Source organism: Thermoactinomyces sp. DSM 45892 (assembly GCF_900107305.1).
Classification (GTDB): domain Bacteria; phylum Bacillota; class Bacilli; order Thermoactinomycetales; family Thermoactinomycetaceae; genus Baia.
In genome coordinates this window covers 21,661-39,041 of sequence record NZ_FNPL01000021.1, presented here as the reverse complement: position 1 = coordinate 39,041, position 17,381 = coordinate 21,661, and the positions used below count along the sequence as shown (strand labels likewise).

The window sequence follows — 17,381 nt, the reverse complement described above, 5'->3', positions numbered from 1 at the left end:
CCATCCCTGTAACGACTCTGTCGTGACAAGGACTTGAATCCCTGCATCCGCTAAAATATACTGCAGTCGTTGCTCTGGATAGGTTGGATCAAGAGGAACATAGGCCCCTCCAGCTTTCAAGATCCCCAAAAGTCCGATCATCATCTCGGGAGAGCGTTCGACACATAATCCAATCAGTGACTCGGGCCCCACTCCGCGTTTCTGTAGATAGTGAGCCAATTGATTCGCCTGCTCATTTAACTCTCGATAGGTCAGCTGTCTATCTTCATACACCACAGCGACGGCTTCTGGTGTACGTAAAACCTGCTCTTCAAACCGTTCATGAATTGTGCTCTCATATGAATACTCTACTTTCGTATCGTTCCATTCTTCTAGTAACTGTTTCTGCTCTTCTGTAGAAAGGTAACAGACCTCAGAAATGAGACCATCTGGATTACAAACCAGAGAATATACAAGATCATGAAAATATCTAGAAAATCTAGCGATTGTATTTTCATTAAAAATATCTGTATTGTATTCAAAGTTAAATTTAATACTACTGTCGTTTTCCTCTTCGACAAACAAAGTCAGATCAAACTTAGAATTATTTTTATCTATTTCAAATGGCTCTAATAATAATCCATGGATATTAATTAAATTAGTGGCATTCCCCAAAAAGACAGCTCCATTTTGCTTCAATGCCTTTTGTAATACAAAGGAAGCCTGAAAGATAGGTGAAAAACTGTTATTTTGCTTCGGCACCACATTCTCAGCCATTAAAGAAAATGGGTAATATTGATGTTCTGAGCAAGTATCCAACTCTGTCCGAACAACGTGCACTAGATCTCTAAAAGACATTTTTTCTGAAACACCAATTCGGATAGGTAGCATATTTACAAAATAACCCATTATTTTCCGGAATTCTCTGTTCCTTCTTCCAAACGTAGGTGTTCCGACCACGATCTCATCTTGACCAGAGAAACGATAAAGAAACGTAATATAAAGAGCTAGCAAAACGATATTAACGGGGTACTTCCTGCTCTTACAAAAACAATGCAAACTATCGCTTACCTCTTTTGAAAACGAAGATAGAAATAATCCACCATTACCTGAAGGAGTAGTTGGGTGTTTATAATCAGCAGGCAAATTCAATACTGGAAGTTCCCCAGAAAGTTTATTCTTCCAAAATGTACAAGACTCTTCGTTATTTAGTACTGTATTTCGTTGCCAATTTACAAAGTCTGAGTATTGGTGCTCCATAGGCATGATATTAGGCTCAGTCTTCTCATTAAAATGCTTATAAAACAAACCTACTTCATTTAGAAGTAGAGAGATTGTCCATCCGTCTATCGTAATATGGTGACATATGAGTAGCAGAATATGTGAATCATCAGAAAGACGAATCAGTCTAAACCTAGGAACAGGCCCATTTTCCAATACAAATGGTCTATCAGACTCTAACGATATATATTCTTGAACAGCCTCATCTTCGGCACCGTCTAAGTTTATGAATTCAAAATCAAGAATAGGTTCACTATAAACTTTTTGGATAGCTTCCTCCTCTTCCATGACAAAAATAGATCTAAAAATCTCATGTCTTCTAATCACTTCGAGAAAAGCTTCCTCTAAGTATTGGATATTCATTTTTGAACGTATACACCAAGCACCTCGTTCATTATACAAAGAACTATTAGGATATAGGTTATAGTGCAAAAAGATGGATCTCTGCCCCTCAGACAGTGAATATTTTTTAATAAATTCTCCATTCCCCATAATAAAATAGTCCTCCCCCAGGTGTATTGATTTTAAAATTTACACCATCATAATAGTCGATTGAATCACTTCACAGTAAACATTAATGTGATCAAATCATTACAACGGGGCCTATGGACACAGCTTGTTCATTATTGATCATAAGAATATTTAATCTATTTAATTGATAAAAACATTCAATCTATCTAATTGAGTAATCCTCTTCTCACCGATTTCTACGTTGTGCGAAGCCTTTACCATTCCTAGATCAAACCCTAATTTGACCATCATTTTTTGACATCGTTTTGTGTCTATAACCTTTTTACAATGTGTGCAACTAAACGAAGGTTATGTTCAATTAATTTATTTCGGGCTTCAGCATCTCCCTCAGCCATAAACCTGAGACACCTCTCTTCTTCTTGATCGTCTAGTGGTTGGGGAAAAGCGTTATTCTTAATGTACGATACAAAAAGGAACATCTCCCGAATCACTAAAGAGAGTGCAGTCAAGATTCCGGGCATAAAAATCCCCTCCGATGAGATTTTTCAGTTTCATCCATCTACTATATGTATCCGCGCCCAGAAGAGTGTCTCCCTGTGCATGTACATATAAATTGTTTTCCTTTCTATCCCTATGCACAAGATCTTTTGTCTTATGTTAAAGCAACTTAATGAAAAATTTTAATGAAAATATCATTCTTCTATGATCCAACCCCCCTATGAAGTGTAAAACCCTACAATATGGGGTAAAGATTCTTAACACCACAAAAGAAGGGATCAGGATTTTTGTGTCTCCAGGTAGTACCATCTGGAAACGGTATGATCTCTCATACACCTAGCTTCTTTCGTAGTACCTATCAATTTTCTAGATGTACTACGAAAGAAAAATGCAGGATGAGAATCAAAACTCCCGCGGTTATCTTGTCTTTCGTAGCACATTGTTTTTTCTAACTACGAAAAGAGGATACTTGTATGCGGAACAAAATACCGTATCAGAAACTTTGTATCATGTTAATTGGAACATTTCTTTTAGCTTTCGTCTATTTTCATATAAACTATCAAAACCAGTTAGTAGATGGGGGATTTTTTGGACTAGCCCTGCTAGGAAAATATGCTTTTGGGCTTTCACCATCGACTACGATTCTTCTCTTAGATATACCTGTTATTTTGTTCATATTACTTCGGAAAGAATGGGAACTCATCATTAACACTTCGATCATAACCATTTCTTTCACCCTTTTTTACAGCCTCATGGAACAATATTCATTGCTTATACTCGATTTGTCCGACATGTTAATCGTCGCCTCGATTCTTTCGGGCCTAGTCACTGGCTTAGCATTGGGGGTCATCTTGCGTTACGGAGGGGCAACAGGCGGAGATGAAATTTTAGGGCTCTTACTAAGTAAACGATTTGGGCTTTCTATCGGAACGACTCTTTTCATCATGGATGCCTTCGTTCTTTTACTCTCGTTGTTCTATCTTTCCGTTCCACATGTGCTCTATACGATTCTTGCTGTTGGGATTGCAGGAAAGGTTACTACATGGGTTTATCAGTATAAACGAGCCTCTATCACTTCAAGAGGACTCTAGGATATCTAAAAATGAATAAAAGCTCTTACTTTGTATATATCACCTCAAAGTAAGAGCTTTTATTCATTCATCTATTCCCAAGGAGGATTTACAATAAGAAAATCAGCAAACTCTTTGCTTTCTTTCCTTCTAACCCTACGTGCTTCTGCTCTTCGTGGAGCTGTTTCATACAACTTCATTTCTTCTTCTGTTTCCGGGATGACAGATGGTACAGGAATGGGGGTTCTATTCGCATTCAGAGAAACGAAGGTGAGAAAAGAAGTAGCTGCGATCTTCCTTTCGCCGCTTAATAAATCTTCTTTGACCACCTTTACAAACACTTCTATGGAAGTTCTTCCGGTCCATGTCACAAACGATTCCAAGCTAACCGCGTCGGTTGGTCTGATCGGATGCAAGAAGTCAACAGAATCTGTAGAAGCTGTAACTACAGATTGGCGACAATGTTTGGTTGCTGCGATCGAAGCAATATCGTCAATATAGGCCATTAGCTTTCCGCCAAACAATGTATTATGGTTATTTACATCAGGTGGAAAAACTCTTGCAGTTTTATAACATCTAGATTCTCTGGCATACCTTTTTTCCATCTCTATCTACCTCTCAAATAGAATCAGCAAATAACAAACGATCAATCTTTTTAAACCATCCCTACCATCCTACTCCTGAAACAGTTCCTGTAAGAACTTTTCTCGGTTTTGTAAGAAATACTTTGTTATTTGAAAATGATCCGTCATTTCATACTCCATTTCTCTAATGGGACTATGATCAAAACTCAAAATGGTAGCCTTTGGATATCCAAGGAGTATGGGAGAATGTGTTGCTATAATAAATTGGCTGTCCCCTTTAGAGGCCAATGCATGTAATATTTTCAAGAAAGCAAGCTGTCGTTGTGGGGATAGTGCTGCTTCTGGCTCATCCAATAAATAAATCGCTTTCCCCTTAAAACGATTTAAAAATAGAGATAAAAATGATTCTCCATGTGATTGTTCGTGTAAAGAACGTCCACCGTACGCTTCAGATCCCCTTATTTCATCAATATGAGACGCAAAATGATAAAAGGACTCTGCTCTAAGAAAAAAGCCCTTTGTAACTTTTGGAAGCCAAGAAAGGCTTATATAATCTCCAAGTGCCGATCCAGATGCATGCACATCATATAGATTATTCCTACCTCCACCCGCGGTATTAAATTCACATTTGTCCGCAATCGCCTCCAATAAAGTAGATTTTCCAGAGCCGTTTTCTCCAACAAAAAAAGTAACTTGGCTCTTCAAATCTATATGGCTAAGGTGTTTGATATATGGAATAGAAAAAGGATATTCACGAAAAGAAGGGATTTGATCTTGTAGAAGTGTAACTCGGTTTAAAAACATATTTTCACCCGCTGGCAAATGTAATATATTGAGAGTCAATGTACCACTATTCGTTCCCAGTACATTGACTCTCTACACTTTCACTTATTTTTGCACACCGCTTGTGATCTCTGCAACTTGTTTCGGGTGTTTTTCAATCCATTTTTTTGCCGCTTGATCTGGGGTCATGCCGTTTGCGACATCGAGCATGACTTCTTCCATGTCGCGAGCAGTCCAAAAGAATTGATCAATCATTTTAAATGCCTCTGGTTGATCTTCTTTAAGGCCCTTTCGCACGATCGTGTAGATGTTTTCAGGTTCTCCAAAGGTTTTCTTTGGATCATCTAAGTATTTCAAATCATACTTAAGGAACATCCAATGCGGGGTCCAACCTGTAATCACAATCGGTTCTTTTTTCTTGTACGCTCGATCTAATTCTGCTACCATCGCCGCGTCAGATCCCTCTACCAGCTTCATCCCCAGATTGTACTGCTTGATTGTCTCCTTTGCCAGCAACATCGTCCCAGAGCCGGGATCAATCCCGATAATCTTTTGATCAAATTGTTCTTTTTGAGAAGCCAACTCCTCAATCGAATTGATATTTACATATTTTGGAACAACTAGCCCAATACGGGTCTTTTCCAAATTCACACCTAAATTAACCAGATCCTTTTTATACCGATCGTAATATTGGGCACCTGTTGTTGGGAGCCAAGCCGCTACCATCGCATCTGCATTTCCGGTTGCGATTGCATCATACATCGGTCCCGGCTCGACTCGAATCAACTTTACTTGAAAGCCTTCTTTTTCTAAGATGTTTTTTAGCGTGTAAGTACTCGCTTCTTCTGATACCCAATTTACATAGATGAGTTTAATCTCATTTCTCTTTACCCCACTCTGTGCAAAGCTGGCGATCGTCAATGCGAAAATCATGAGAATTGCTACAGGAGCCACCCATTTCCTTGTTTTAGCAAGAAATGGAATTTGATTTTGTCTACTCCTTACATCCTCCCTATTTTGAACTAAATTCTGGGTGAGACGGTCTAAAATGATCGCAATAATGACGATGGCGAGCCCACTTTCAAACCCGATTCCCACTTTTAATCGAGTAATTGATTCTAAAACGACAGCACCAAGCCCTTCAGCACCAATCATACTCGCCGTAACCACCATAGAAAGAGAAAGCATAATCGTCTGATTCACTCCTGCGAGAATCGTCTGCTGGGCAAGAGGGATCTCTACTTTTATGAGCTTCTGCCAGGATGTAGCACCAAAGGCTTCGGCCGCTTCTTTTAGGTCGACCGAAACTTGTCGTAATCCCAAACTCGCAAAGCGGATTGTAGGAGGCATGGAAAAAACAACAGACGCGATGACCCCCGGCACGGTTCCAAGTGAGAAAAAGAAGACGGCTGGAATAAGGTAGACAAAGGCTGGCATAGTCTGCATAAAATCTAATACAGGCTTTAAAAAGGCTTGTACTCGATCATTTCGCCCAGACCATAGACCTAAGGGGATTCCGATGATAATCGCAATCAAGGTGGAAGTAAGTACTAATGAAAGGGTCTGAATGCTCTCATCCCAGTATCCCAGATTCCATATGAGCAGTAGTCCGGCGAGTGACAGAACCGCAGTCCAAATTCGAGTAATCCACAAGATAAAGAAAATCAATATACCAATCGTAGCAAGTGGTGGTAGAACGCTTAAAATTCTAGTGAAAAAAGAAACCGTTGGTTCAATCATATTTTTAATGAGCTGAAAGAGTGGATCAAAATGATCTTGTAACCAATTAACTAGCCATTCGATCCATTCAGCAAGCGGAATCTTGGGAATCATTCTTTCTCACCTCCATATCCTGCAAACGCGGAAAATAAAGCGCCTCTTCCGATCACGCCTTTTAGTTTTCCCTCTTCATTCGTCACGATGGAAGGATAGAGAAATTCGCTTTCCGCCATCAGTACTAAAAGGTCATTAATGGGTGTTTCTTTTGAGACAGTGACGCAATCTGCAACCAGGATATCTTCTAGCGAAAGATTTTTTTCCAATGCTTCTTTTAACCCTTCTGCTGTCACAATTCCTTTTACCATACGGTTTCGATCCGTTACGACGATAGTAGGGAGCGCTTTCTCTTTCATTTTCTTTAGTGCTACACGTGGTCCATCCTTCCCCATCATAATCGACTCTGCTGGCTTCATAATCACTTCTGCCGTTATCACATGGGTTAAATCGACGTTCTTCACAAAACGTTTTACATAATCATTTGCAGGATTGGTTAAGATCTCTTCGGGAGTTCCGATCTGTTGGATCGTACCATCTCTCATTAACATAATCCGATCGCCAATATGGATCGCTTCATCTAAATCGTGGGTGATGAAGATAATCGTCTTCTTCATGCGTTGCTGGAGATCAACTAACTCATCTTGCATCTCCTTACGAATCAGGGGATCTAGTGCACTAAACGCTTCATCCATCAACAAAATATCCGGATCATTTGCCAAGGCACGCGCAAGCCCGACCCTTTGTTGCATCCCGCCACTTAATTGATCTGGGTTTTGGTCCGCATAGTTACCCAAGCCTACTAATTCTAAGGAATCCATCGCCCTTTTTTGACGCTCTACTTTTGCAACCCCCTGAATTTCCAATCCAAACTCCACGTTTTCCAATACCGTTCGATGAGGAAAGAGGGCAAACTTCTGAAAAACCATCCCCATCTTTTTTCTGCGTATTTCGCGTACATTCTCGACAGACATTTTCATAATGTCTTTGTTATCCAATAAAATAGATCCATCTGTTGGTTCGATTAGTCTATTTAGGAGACGAACCACAGTGGATTTACCACTTCCGGACAAGCCCATAATCACAAAAATTTCTCCATTATGTATGTCAAACGTAGCGCGATTTACACCAACAGTACAACCGGTCTCTTTTAAAATTTCTTCTTTCCCTTTGCCCTCGTCTAACAGCTTCAAGGCTCTCTTCGGTGAACGTCCAAAAACCTTAGTAAGATTGCGAATTTCTAGCTTATCCATTCTTACACCTCCGTGGGAAGAAATGATGAACCTAGTATTCCCTAGTTTTCGTTTTTGCTTGCAAAGAAAGGGGCTATCTTGTATAGTCATCTTTCTATTCGTCACTACTACCGTTCGTATAGATGCACTCCTTTCATTTTAGTTAAGCAAAATACTCTACAAAAGCAAGAAGAAAACGAACACTTATTTCAAGGAAATTGCATTAAGCCTTGTTTTACGGAAAAAACAAAGGGCATACTATCCATGAATCACATGCCACTGGGAGTGAATCGCTTGAATCGAAAAAGATCCATCTTATCTTTTGTGATAGTTACCATGGTAACACTCCATTTTCCAAAGATCCACGCAACTTCTCCATCCGCTTTCATGCCTCCTATTGAAATCTTTGATACATCTCAAGAAAAGGTCATAGCAAACCTACAAAACTCCCTTAATATCCAACTAGAAATAAAGAACATGCTGGGTCGATTAATCCGAAGAAGTCCACAAGCAAATCTAGAAGCAAAAAATCAACTGATGATTCGAGTACCCTTAGAACCTCCCATTTATGTTCAAAAAGATAGTATCATCACAGGCTACATGTCCGAAGTGATTGTAATCATCAATAAATCCGGTTCCCATTCCCACCCGAATCTACTATTATTTAATGAAGAAAACCAGCCTGTTTTGATTGAGTGTAGCTTTGATTCAGGTTCATTTCTGGGGAAGATAGGATATAAAGCTGATGACCCTATCTGAGGAGGGATACCGCCGTGATGTATTGGATGATTGGTTTAGCTGGGATACTTGGTGCTTTGCTTCGCTACTACGTTGGCATTTTCTTTCCTTCAGGGGAACTCTATGGATTTCCTCTCGGAACCCTAATTATCAATTTCATTGGTTGTTTCTTACTCAGCTGGTTTACGATCTGGTCTATGCAGAGCAAAAATATCCCTTCTTGGTTTCGAACAGGATTTGCTACAGGGTTTATTGGGGCGTTCACTACTTTCTCTACATTTAGTGTGGAGATAGTAAAGATGCTGGATGGTGGACTATGGATCATGGGATTTTTTTATTTGTTCCTATCACTATGGGGGGGCTTATTTTTAACTTGGATCGGTTATAAAGTGGCAATAAAACAAGGGGATAAGAAGCAATTGGAAGGTGGGCATGCATGATGGTTAACAGTTTATTAGTGGGGATTGGAGGATTTCTCGGAGCCCTCTCCCGATTCTGGATTAGTCGGCGAATGAATAAGCCCATGCCTAGCTTCCCATATGGTACGTTGATTATTAATCTTTTAGGTGCATTTCTTCTAGGTTTAACAAGTGGAATACGATTATCTGAGCTGTGGATGTTATTAGTGGGGACAGGCTTTTTAGGGGCGTTCACTACCTTCTCGACATTACACTGGGAGTGTGAACAACTGAAACAATCGAGGGAGTGGAAGAAGTTCTTACTGTACCTTGGTGTAAGCTACACGATCGGGATTTTCCTCGCATTTATAGGTTATTGGGTCGGACAAACAGTATATTAGGGGGAGAAATTTGATATGAGAACACAGTTAGTAAAAAACGATTTACAATACGCCGATCAGATTTATCACGGCTCTCAGGAAGAACATGTACGTACAGCGCTGACGTTACCAAAAGGCACAATCGACGACACACGTACTTTTATCGAGAGTACGATACTGGCTGAAACAGAAGGAAAAGTGCTTTCGAGAGTGATTCTAAACGAAGTGGAGGAAGTCATTGGTCACACTACACTAAAAGATATCGATCGCCAGAATGGATTGGCTCATTTAGGGACATGGATTAGTTATCCTTTTTGGGGTAAGGGATACAACGAGGAGTCAAAGCATCTTATTTTAAAAATTGCTTTTTATGAAATAGGGTTAGAATGGGTATTTTTAGGGGCAAGTAAACGTAATGTTCGATCACAAAAGGCACAAGAAAAATTACCTTACATTCGACTACATATCGAAAACCAATTCCCACGAGAATTAGAGAAAATAGAGAATCAACTAGGAGAGCCTTGTGTATTACATGGAGTACATAAACAAGATTATGCTCATTGGGAAAATATACAGAAATCACATCTTACCATTCAGGAATCAAGCCCCTAAGCGATCTCCTCTTTTACAGCATACACCTGTAGACGATCCCATTCACGGTGGATGATCTCCTTCTCCAGTTTCGATACATCCAATCGACAATAAGTAATCTCTAACAAGTCTCGATTTAACTGATTTAGTCTCTCTAATGCATTCATTCTATCACTTCCTTGGCTCTACCAATATCTATTTCACTTGGTGTATACCCCTATTAAAACATGATTAAAACCATGATTCTCTCCCAAAATATTTTTTCTTTATGAAAAATAAAGAGCCATAAAAGAGTAAAAGCTATTACTTTGTGATCATTTACTCAAAGTAATAGCTTTAGTTATTTAGAAATTATGACTGGATTGTAGGAAAGTTACAATTTATTCACTCGTACATAAATCTTAATTACCCTCCCATTATAAACCCCTGTCAATACAGCCTTCCCCTTTTCATGAGCGAAGATTACTCCATGTTCCATCGTAGCCACTCTTTTCTTAGATGTTTTCCAAATGACATCCTGCGTTACGTCTTGGATTGTGCCATCCAGGTAGATCGCTTGTACGGTAATGTCCTTTCGTTCCCCTGACTTGAGTGTTATCTCACCTTCGCTTACCATCAATTTTTTAGGTGCTTCTATCTTGACTGAGACGGATACTGTTTTCCCTCCATAAGAAGCTTTTACTTGCACCTTTCCTGAGGAAATCGCCCGCATGTATCCTTGCGAAAGGCTAATCTTTTTTTCACTACTCGCACGCCAATTTGCTACATAAGCTACATCTTCCTTGGTTCCGTCTTCATAGGTAGCGATCACGGCTAGTTGGATTGCTTCTCCTGGTTTTAAGTTGACTTTCGTTTGATCCACCTGTAGCCGTTTGACTGTCTTCGGCTGCTCTGTTCCTGTGAAAAATTGCAGGCGCTTTTCTAAGCCATACGGGGCAAAATCTGCTTTGATACTCACATCATTAAAAGTAGGAATCGATAGAGTGAGCATAATGCTATCTTCGGCTCGGAAGTAATCCGGCTTCGCATCACAACCTACACTACACTCTCCCTTCACGTATTTCTCCAGATCACTTTTATCTTTACGGCAGTTTGTGCAGTTCACATAGCTATATCCCTCATCCCCGTACATGTATTCATCACAGAGATTTCCAAACGAATGTCCTAGTTCATGAATGGCCATCCTTGCCGTCCACTCCCCATCATAAACAACCGTATAGGTAGAATAGCTGTTTGTCTTAAAGCCAGTAACACTATAGTCTCGCATGCCTGAACCACCATAGTTATCAGTATTGTGGATGACGATGATCTCATCATAGCCATAGCCAGAGTGAGCAGCAGCCGAGGTTACTTTAGTATCGTTACATACAAGTAACCGAGCAATATTTTGCGCGCCTTCTAGACAGCCGAGAGGCTTAGACTCATCGATTGTATGGATGGTAACTTTATCGAGATAGGAGGCAAATGGCTCTGTCGTTTGAATGGCTTGCTTGATATGGCTAACTTGCTGTTCAAACTCATCCATACTGCTCTCATCATATCCACTAGGCAACAAGAGAATCTCAAACTTGCCATTATTTTTCGGGGGTTTCACTTTTTTCTTATGTGAATCGACTTGCACGCTTTTCGGAATCATGGACTGAGTCGTTACCTTGGTTTCTGAACTCTTTACCTCCACTGTGGTGGCTTCATGGAAATAAGGTAGAATCAACGTAACTTCTGGCTCTTTGATGGGTACTTGGTGAGGAGTATGATCATTTGTTTTTTGACCTGGCATAATGGGAGGAACGGTTCTAACGATCGGGAACTGGAAAGGTGTTTGGTAGAGGATCTTCCCTGTTCTGTCTTTGATTAAAAGAGTATCAGCTTGAGTTTGGGGATCAAGCTCACTTTGTTGTGGAGTAGCCATACTCCCCTCCGCTTCCCCGTCTTCGATGCTCCATTTATTGATTCGGATTTTTCCCCCTTCTTTTTGCAAGTCAACGACTAGGTACTGTCCATTTTCACCTGCTGTCTTATTAGCCGATGCATCATGAGGCATTCCTGAAGCGATCAAGATAACCGTTAACATCCACACAATAGAAGATAATAACCATTTTCTCATCTCGTAATCTCCTTTTATTATCTCATTATTAAAACAAATACTCTCATTTTTATTTTCGGTAGATAGATAGAAAATCCTTGTACACTGAATGAATATTAGGAAAACAATCTATACAAACGGATCCAGCGTTCCCTCTACTCTATTGATACAAAAAGAGATGCCCTTTCCTTAAGAGGAGAAGGCATCTCTTTTGCTCCATTATATTTATTTTGCCAGTTCGACAGTTGGTTCCCCTGCCTCCACTAGTGCTTTAGTCCCTCGTAAGAAGAAGCCTTGGATAAAGATCAATGTTCCGGTACCGATAAGCAACCACTCAATGGGAATCTTATCCGCAATCGGTCCGAAGATTAACATACCAAGTGGCATCATAGAGGTAGAAATCATTCCTAAAACACCAAAAACTCTTCCCATGTAGTCGGGATCTACTTTTTCCTGTAGTAATACGGTAGAAGGCGTGTTAAACATCGGCATAGCAACTCCGATGATCACCATAAAAACGAGGTACAGCCAAAAATTCGGAATCACCCCGAGTGCGAACGTACACGCCCCCATGATGAGACTTGCAACCGTCATCGTATGAATCCGATTCTGGAATCCTCCCCATGCAGACATCACAAGCCCTCCGAGTATCATTCCCACTGAAAAAGTAACCTCAACTGCCGTAAGTCTCCAAACATCATTTCCAAATGTACGCGAGACTTGCAACGGAGTTAGGAACGCAACGGGAGCCGCTAAGATAAAAAAAACGCCGATAAAGATAAAGAATTTCTTTACATATTCATGATTCCGTATGTAGGAAAATCCTAGTTTCATATCGTTTAGGTAACTAGTGGTTTGTTCCTGCATCGCTTTTGCATGGGTCGGGACTTTGATAAAGAGTAGCATAATCCCCACTCCAATAATCGCTGTCACCACATCGATAAAGAAAATCGCTTCAATCGAAGCAAACGTGAGAAGTGCACCGCCTACCATTGGAGAAACTAGCATAACAGTGGCTTGAATACTACTGTTAATCCCACTAATTCTTGTCAAATGTTCACTCGGGACTAATTGGGGGAGAATGGCTCCAACCGTTGGCGTCTGTACACCCGTCCCTAGAGCACGCACAGCAGAGACTACAAATAGTAACCAAAGTGACTTATAGCCCATGAGAAAGATGATTGCTAGAATCAAGGTCGCTATTGCGATAAGTGAGTCTGATATCATGATTAACATTTTTCGGTTATATCGATCCGCCCACACACCCGCAAAGGGAGAAAGAAAAAAAGTAGGTACAAAGCCGCAGATAATGGAGATCGTCATCATGACACCTGATTGTGTTTGTAAGGTGATATACCACATGATTGCATATTGCACTAGCGAAGATCCAAAGAAAGAGATCGTTTGGCCACCTAAGAAAAAAGCAATATTTCGTTTCCAATTATGAAATTCGTCAACCGTATTCACAAATCCACATCCCATTCTCACTTACTTATGTATTTTATTTCACAAATAGTATCGTACCAAATAATGACTCCCAAGCAAATCTGAGATAAACGCCAATGTATCAAAAAGATAGGCGTTTATCTCAGTCCAAACGTCTCCACCTATTCATTATTACCTACCGTGGCTTAATAGAAATCACTTTTCCTAAATTTTTACGCACACCTTCTAAGATGGTATCAACCACTTGGCTATCAAAGAGCACCTCTCCATCTACTTCTACTCGTAGCATAGGAAGAGGGATAGGTGTGGAGGGAACATAATTTACACCAAAGTATTGGCAAATCCCTTTTGCTGTTTCAACCGCACACTCTTTTTGGAACAATGGGTCAATCATGCGCTTCGCTTCAATTAATGCCTTATCATCCATAAATCCAAATTCAATTAAAGTAGCCGGCATAGCAGTTTTCTGTAATACATAGAAGTTAGCAGTCTTTACACCTCGATCCTTCTGAGGCGTTCCTTTAATCACTTGAGCGTGAACGAGACGAGCAAGTCGTTGTCCTTTAGTACTATTCGGAAAATGGTATGTCTCAACCCCACTTCCCCCACCCGCATTATAGTGAACGGCAACATAGGCATCTGCACGATTCCGATTGGCTACCGATACACGCTGGGCAAGTGGAGTATCGGCATCTGTTGGTGCAACAAGGATGGTGCTAAAACCACATCTTTTTAACTCTACATTTAGGAAATTGACAACAGCACGGTTAAATTGGTTTTCATAGATTACACCAATTCCTGGTATATTAGGAGTTCTCTTCCCTGGGGTTGGAGTAGGAGATAACCCATGACCATCATCTAACGCAACCAAGTACGCCATGCTAGATCTCCACCTTTTCCTATATTGGAATGAAGAAGCTTCTAATATATTATGCAACTAAGTAAAATAAGATTGGTTATTTATCTACGAATAGTAAATTTACATATATTAATAGATTATCACACTCTTAAGACATAGGGTTACATCATATCCATACAACTAAGACCAGTATCCCGAGTGATACTGGTCTTAGTATATCCGTTCCTTTTATACCAATCTACCTTCCGACACCACAACATTTCCTTTTTTCACTACTGAATGCACGTGATTGATACCGAAGTGATAAGGTAGATATGCGAGATTCGTTGCGTTATATAAAACAATATCTGCCTGCTTTCCTACTTCTAAACTACCGATCGTATCTGCTTTCCCTACTGCGTGTGCCGCGTTAATCGTCATGGCAGTTAGGACTTCCTCTGGTGTCATTCGTAAGTTTAGACAAGCAAGTGTCATCACAAGTTGCAATGACTCTGTTGGAGAGCTACCTGGATTGTAGTCCGTAGAGAGTGCGACAGGGACCCCACTCTCGATCATATCTCTAGCAGGAGCATGCTTTTGAAGGCGCAAATTAAAAGAAGTAGCAGGTAGACAAACGGCAATCGTACCAGCTTTTTTCAATGCTTCAATGCCTTTATAATCTGTGGCCAATAGGTGTTCCGCTGAAATACACCCTAATTCTCCAGCCAACTCTGCCCCACCAATGGATTCAATCTCATCGGCATGAATCTTCAACTTAAATCCAAGCTCTTTTGCTTTCAGAAGGATTTTTCGCGATTCTTCAACTGAGAAGACACCATGTTCACAAAAGATGTCGCAGAACTCTGCTAAACCCAAGCTCTTTACTTCTGGAAGCATCTCTTTGATAACAAGATTTACATATTCCTCTGATCTTCCTTTGTATTCAACAGGAACTGCATGTGCTCCCATAAATGTGGAGACGATATCAACCGGATGTGACTCGTGTAATTGCTTTGCTACACGAAGCTGTTTGCATTCGTCTTGAAGGGTAAGCCCGTAGCCACTTTTCGCTTCTACCGTAGTGGCTCCGAATAGTAGCATCAGATCCAAGCTTCGTTTTGCTTGTGAATAAAGCTCTTCTTCCGTTGCATTCCGTGTTGCTTGAACCGTATTTAAGATGCCGCCACCTTGAGCAAGTATCTCTAAGTAGGAAACTCCTTTTAGCTTTAAATCGAGTTCGTGTTCCCGTGATCCTCCGTGTACCAAGTGAGTATGAGGATCGATTAGGCCGGGGGTAACAAGGCGTCCTTGTGCATCTAATTCTTTGATAATAGACAACCCATGAATAGACTTACGAACTTCTTTCTCACTACCTATCGCCACGATTTTCTCACCTTGAATGGCAATGGCACCGTGGTGAATGGTGAGAACTTCGGATTGCTCTTTTCCTGCTCGTGGTTTCAGGGAGCCTTGCATAGTAATAAGGCAGCCAATGTTGTGGATGAGTAGATCAATTTGTTTCATGTGGGGCTCCTCTCATTTTTTATGATAGTGAAGTAGCCTTAGATTCCTAACATAGGAACGCGGACACCTTTTTTCTTGGCGGTTTCGATGGCTAAATCGTAGCCAGCATCAGCGTGGCGGATAACCCCCATGCCTGGGTCCGTGTTTAGCACTCGAGATAGTTTTTCTTCTGCTTCCTTCGAACCATCAGCGACAACAACCATGCCTGAATGTAAGGAGTAACCCATGCCTACGCCACCGCCGTGATGGACGGAGACCCAGCTCGCACCAGAAGAGGTATTGACGAGCGCATTTAGAATCGCCCAGTCGGCGACCACATCGCTTCCGTCTTTCATCGCCTCTGTCTCACGGTTTGGGGAGGCGACAGAACCGCAATCTAGATGATCTCTTCCAATGACAATCGGTGCTGATAATTCCCCATTTCGCACCATCTCATTTATCGCCAAGCCCATCTTGACACGTTCACCGTAACCGAGCCAGCAAATCCGAGATGGGAGACCTTGGAATGCTACTTTTTCTCTAGCTAATGTAATCCAACGTCGTAGGTGTTCGTTTTCTGGGAATAATCGTAGTGCCAGTTCATCTGTTTTATAGATATCCTCTGGATCACCAGATAATGCTACCCAGCGAAACGGTCCTTTTCCTTCACAGAAAAGCGGGCGGATATATGCCGGAACAAACCCTGGGAAAGCAAAAGCATCTTTAACCCCTTCATCTAAGGCTACTTGACGGATGTTATTTCCATAATCAAAGACAACGGAACCCATTTTTTGTAGATCTAACATCGCCTGAACGTGAGTTGCCATAGACTGTTTGGATCGTTTTACATACTCGTTCGGATTTTGTGCTCGTAATGTATCTGCCTCTGCTAACGAGAAACCAACTGGAATATAACCATTTAATGGATCATGGGCAGATGTTTGATCGGTTACGAAATCAGGCGTAACGCCTCTCTTGACAAACTCTGGAAAAATCTCTGCCGCGTTTCCAATTAGTCCGATCGAGAGCGGTTTCCCCTCTGATTGTGCATCTTTTGCTAATTGTAAAGCTTCATCTAGAGAATCCACCATCACATCACAATACCTTGTGTCAATACGCCTCTGAATTCGGCTTGGGTCAATCTCGACTCCAATCACGACCCCCTCATTCATCGTAACAGCTAATGGCTGAGCTCCACCCATGCCACCTAAGCCGGCAGTTAACGTAAGTGTCCCTTTTAAAGAGCCTCCTCGATGTTGGCGGGCCGCTTCGGCAAATGTTTCATACGTTCCTTGTAGGATTCCTTGCGTTCCAATGTAAATCCAGCTTCCTGCGGTCATCTGGCCATACATCATGAGACCTTTTTGATCCAGCTCGTGAAAAGTCTCCCAGTTCGCATAGGCAGGTACTAGCATTGAATTCGAGATTAAAACGCGAGGAGCCATCGTATGCGTACGGAAAATTCCAACCGGCTTCCCTGACTGAACCAATAGCGTCTCGTCTGCTTCTAGCTCTGTAAGACATTCGACGATTTTATCAAAACTCTCCCAGTTACGTGCCGCTTTCCCAATCCCACCGTATACCACTAAATCTTCTGGACGCTCTGCTACTTCTGGATCCAGATTGTTCATCAACATACGGATTACTGCTTCTTGTTGCCAACCTTTTGCAGTTAGCTCCGTTCCCCTCGCTGCTCGAACAGTACGACTTATGGATTTGGTCATGATCAAATC

General features: G+C 41.1%; 17 protein-coding genes. 5 read left to right on the top strand and 12 right to left on the bottom strand.

The features are described 5' to 3' along the window. The coding region (locus tag BLU58_RS14945) for a non-ribosomal peptide synthetase (RefSeq protein WP_143123808.1) at positions 1 to 1,752 on the bottom strand (1,752 nt) is incomplete at its 3' end. 290 nt (positions 1,753 to 2,042) lie between these two features. Next, complete coding sequence (locus BLU58_RS14940; RefSeq protein ID WP_093293406.1) at positions 2,043 to 2,252, bottom strand: hypothetical protein; 210 nt, start codon at positions 2,250 to 2,252, stop codon at positions 2,043 to 2,045. Positions 2,253 to 2,702: 450 nt separating this feature from the next. On the opposite strand from BLU58_RS14940, the gene BLU58_RS14935 reads away from it, so the two are divergent. Beyond that, positions 2,703 to 3,320: a YitT family protein gene (locus BLU58_RS14935; protein ID WP_093293404.1), complete on the top strand. Its 618-nt coding sequence runs from the start codon at positions 2,703 to 2,705 to the stop codon at positions 3,318 to 3,320. Positions 3,321 to 3,391: 71 nt separating this feature from the next. Here the strand turns inward: BLU58_RS14935 and BLU58_RS14930 are convergent, their stop codons facing one another. From BLU58_RS14930 to BLU58_RS14915, 4 genes are all read right to left on the bottom strand, one after another. After that, the gene (locus BLU58_RS14930; protein ID WP_093293402.1) at positions 3,392 to 3,904 is read right to left on the bottom strand and encodes an acyl-CoA thioesterase; all 513 of its coding nucleotides are present in this window, start codon (positions 3,902 to 3,904) and stop codon (positions 3,392 to 3,394) included. A gap of 69 nt (positions 3,905 to 3,973) precedes the next feature. Further along, entirely contained in the window at positions 3,974 to 4,687 is a 714-nt protein-coding gene (locus BLU58_RS14925; protein WP_093293400.1) for an AAA family ATPase, read from the bottom strand. Between the two features lie 84 nt (positions 4,688 to 4,771). Further along, a complete protein-coding gene (locus tag BLU58_RS14920; RefSeq protein ID WP_093293398.1) occupies positions 4,772 to 6,499 on the bottom strand; it encodes an ABC transporter permease/substrate binding protein in 1,728 nt (575 codons plus the stop codon). After that, a complete protein-coding gene (locus BLU58_RS14915; RefSeq protein WP_093293396.1) occupies positions 6,496 to 7,692 on the bottom strand; it encodes a quaternary amine ABC transporter ATP-binding protein in 1,197 nt (398 codons plus the stop codon). Before BLU58_RS14915 ends, BLU58_RS14920 begins: the two co-directional genes overlap by 4 nt. Positions 7,693 to 7,965: 273 nt before the next feature. Here BLU58_RS14915 and BLU58_RS14910 point away from each other — a divergent pair, with 273 nt between their 5' ends. From BLU58_RS14910 to BLU58_RS14895, 4 genes are read left to right on the top strand one after another with little or no spacing between them, the layout of a single operon-like run. Continuing rightward, positions 7,966 to 8,430 (top strand): hypothetical protein, encoded by a 465-nt coding sequence (locus BLU58_RS14910; protein ID WP_176786707.1) that lies wholly within the window; start codon positions 7,966 to 7,968, stop codon positions 8,428 to 8,430. Positions 8,431 to 8,447: 17 nt separating this feature from the next. Beyond that, the gene (gene crcB / locus BLU58_RS14905; RefSeq protein WP_369813816.1) at positions 8,448 to 8,849 is read left to right on the top strand and encodes a fluoride efflux transporter CrcB; all 402 of its coding nucleotides are present in this window, start codon (positions 8,448 to 8,450) and stop codon (positions 8,847 to 8,849) included. Then, positions 8,849 to 9,208: a fluoride efflux transporter CrcB gene (gene crcB / locus BLU58_RS14900; protein ID WP_093293410.1), complete on the top strand. Its 360-nt coding sequence runs from the start codon at positions 8,849 to 8,851 to the stop codon at positions 9,206 to 9,208. The genes crcB (BLU58_RS14905) and crcB (BLU58_RS14900) overlap by 1 nt, the downstream gene beginning before the upstream one ends. A 15-nt stretch (positions 9,209 to 9,223) precedes the next feature. Then, entirely contained in the window at positions 9,224 to 9,799 is a 576-nt protein-coding gene (locus BLU58_RS14895) for a GNAT family N-acetyltransferase (protein WP_093293390.1), read from the top strand. On the opposite strand, the gene BLU58_RS16560 is transcribed toward BLU58_RS14895, so the two are convergent. From BLU58_RS16560 to hutU, 6 genes are all read right to left on the bottom strand, one after another. Further along, positions 9,796 to 9,945, bottom strand: a complete 150-nt coding sequence (locus tag BLU58_RS16560) for a hypothetical protein (protein ID WP_176786706.1) — start codon at positions 9,943 to 9,945, stop codon at positions 9,796 to 9,798. The genes BLU58_RS14895 and BLU58_RS16560 overlap by 4 nt on opposite strands. A 206-nt stretch (positions 9,946 to 10,151) precedes the next feature. Continuing rightward, the gene (locus BLU58_RS14890; protein WP_093293388.1) at positions 10,152 to 11,882 is read right to left on the bottom strand and encodes a M64 family metallopeptidase; all 1,731 of its coding nucleotides are present in this window, start codon (positions 11,880 to 11,882) and stop codon (positions 10,152 to 10,154) included. 204 nt (positions 11,883 to 12,086) lie between these two features. After that, positions 12,087 to 13,328, bottom strand: a complete 1,242-nt coding sequence (locus BLU58_RS14885; RefSeq protein WP_255404742.1) for an MFS transporter — start codon at positions 13,326 to 13,328, stop codon at positions 12,087 to 12,089. A 154-nt stretch (positions 13,329 to 13,482) separates the two neighbouring features. Then, positions 13,483 to 14,187: an N-acetylmuramoyl-L-alanine amidase family protein gene (locus tag BLU58_RS14880; protein ID WP_093293384.1), complete on the bottom strand. Its 705-nt coding sequence runs from the start codon at positions 14,185 to 14,187 to the stop codon at positions 13,483 to 13,485. A gap of 207 nt (positions 14,188 to 14,394) precedes the next feature. Beyond that, positions 14,395 to 15,669 carry an imidazolonepropionase gene (hutI, locus tag BLU58_RS14875; protein WP_093293382.1) on the bottom strand — a complete coding sequence of 425 codons (1,275 nt, stop codon included), beginning with the start codon at positions 15,667 to 15,669 and terminating at the stop codon, positions 14,395 to 14,397. A gap of 38 nt (positions 15,670 to 15,707) precedes the next feature. Then, positions 15,708 to 17,372, bottom strand: coding sequence for a urocanate hydratase (hutU, locus tag BLU58_RS14870; RefSeq protein ID WP_093293380.1), 1,665 nt, complete (start codon positions 17,370 to 17,372; stop codon positions 15,708 to 15,710). Positions 17,373 to 17,381 lie beyond the last annotated feature (9 nt).

Bases quoted from the DNA above. Each gene is read 5' to 3' on its own strand.
- BLU58_RS16560 (WP_176786706.1), bottom strand. From the start codon at position 9,945: ATGAATGCATTAGAGAGACTAAATCAGTTAAATCGAGACTTGTTAGAG.
- BLU58_RS14940 (WP_093293406.1), bottom strand. From the start codon at position 2,252: ATGCCCGGAATCTTGACTGCACTCTCTTTAGTGATTCGGGAGATGTTC.
- BLU58_RS14890 (WP_093293388.1), bottom strand. From the start codon at position 11,882: ATGAGAAAATGGTTATTATCTTCTATTGTGTGGATGTTAACGGTTATC.
- BLU58_RS14895 (WP_093293390.1), top strand. From the start codon at position 9,224: ATGAGAACACAGTTAGTAAAAAACGATTTACAATACGCCGATCAGATT.
- BLU58_RS14920 (WP_093293398.1), bottom strand. From the start codon at position 6,499: ATGATTCCCAAGATTCCGCTTGCTGAATGGATCGAATGGCTAGTTAAT.
- BLU58_RS14880 (WP_093293384.1), bottom strand. From the start codon at position 14,187: ATGGCGTACTTGGTTGCGTTAGATGATGGTCATGGGTTATCTCCTACT.
- hutU (WP_093293380.1), bottom strand. From the start codon at position 17,372: ATGACCAAATCCATAAGTCGTACTGTTCGAGCAGCGAGGGGAACGGAG.
- BLU58_RS14925 (WP_093293400.1), bottom strand. From the start codon at position 4,687: ATGTTTTTAAACCGAGTTACACTTCTACAAGATCAAATCCCTTCTTTT.
- BLU58_RS14915 (WP_093293396.1), bottom strand. From the start codon at position 7,692: ATGGATAAGCTAGAAATTCGCAATCTTACTAAGGTTTTTGGACGTTCA.
- hutI (WP_093293382.1), bottom strand. From the start codon at position 15,669: ATGAAACAAATTGATCTACTCATCCACAACATTGGCTGCCTTATTACT.
- BLU58_RS14930 (WP_093293402.1), bottom strand. From the start codon at position 3,904: ATGGAAAAAAGGTATGCCAGAGAATCTAGATGTTATAAAACTGCAAGA.
- BLU58_RS14935 (WP_093293404.1), top strand. From the start codon at position 2,703: ATGCGGAACAAAATACCGTATCAGAAACTTTGTATCATGTTAATTGGA.
- crcB (WP_093293410.1), top strand. From the start codon at position 8,849: ATGGTTAACAGTTTATTAGTGGGGATTGGAGGATTTCTCGGAGCCCTC.
- crcB (WP_369813816.1), top strand. From the start codon at position 8,448: ATGTATTGGATGATTGGTTTAGCTGGGATACTTGGTGCTTTGCTTCGC.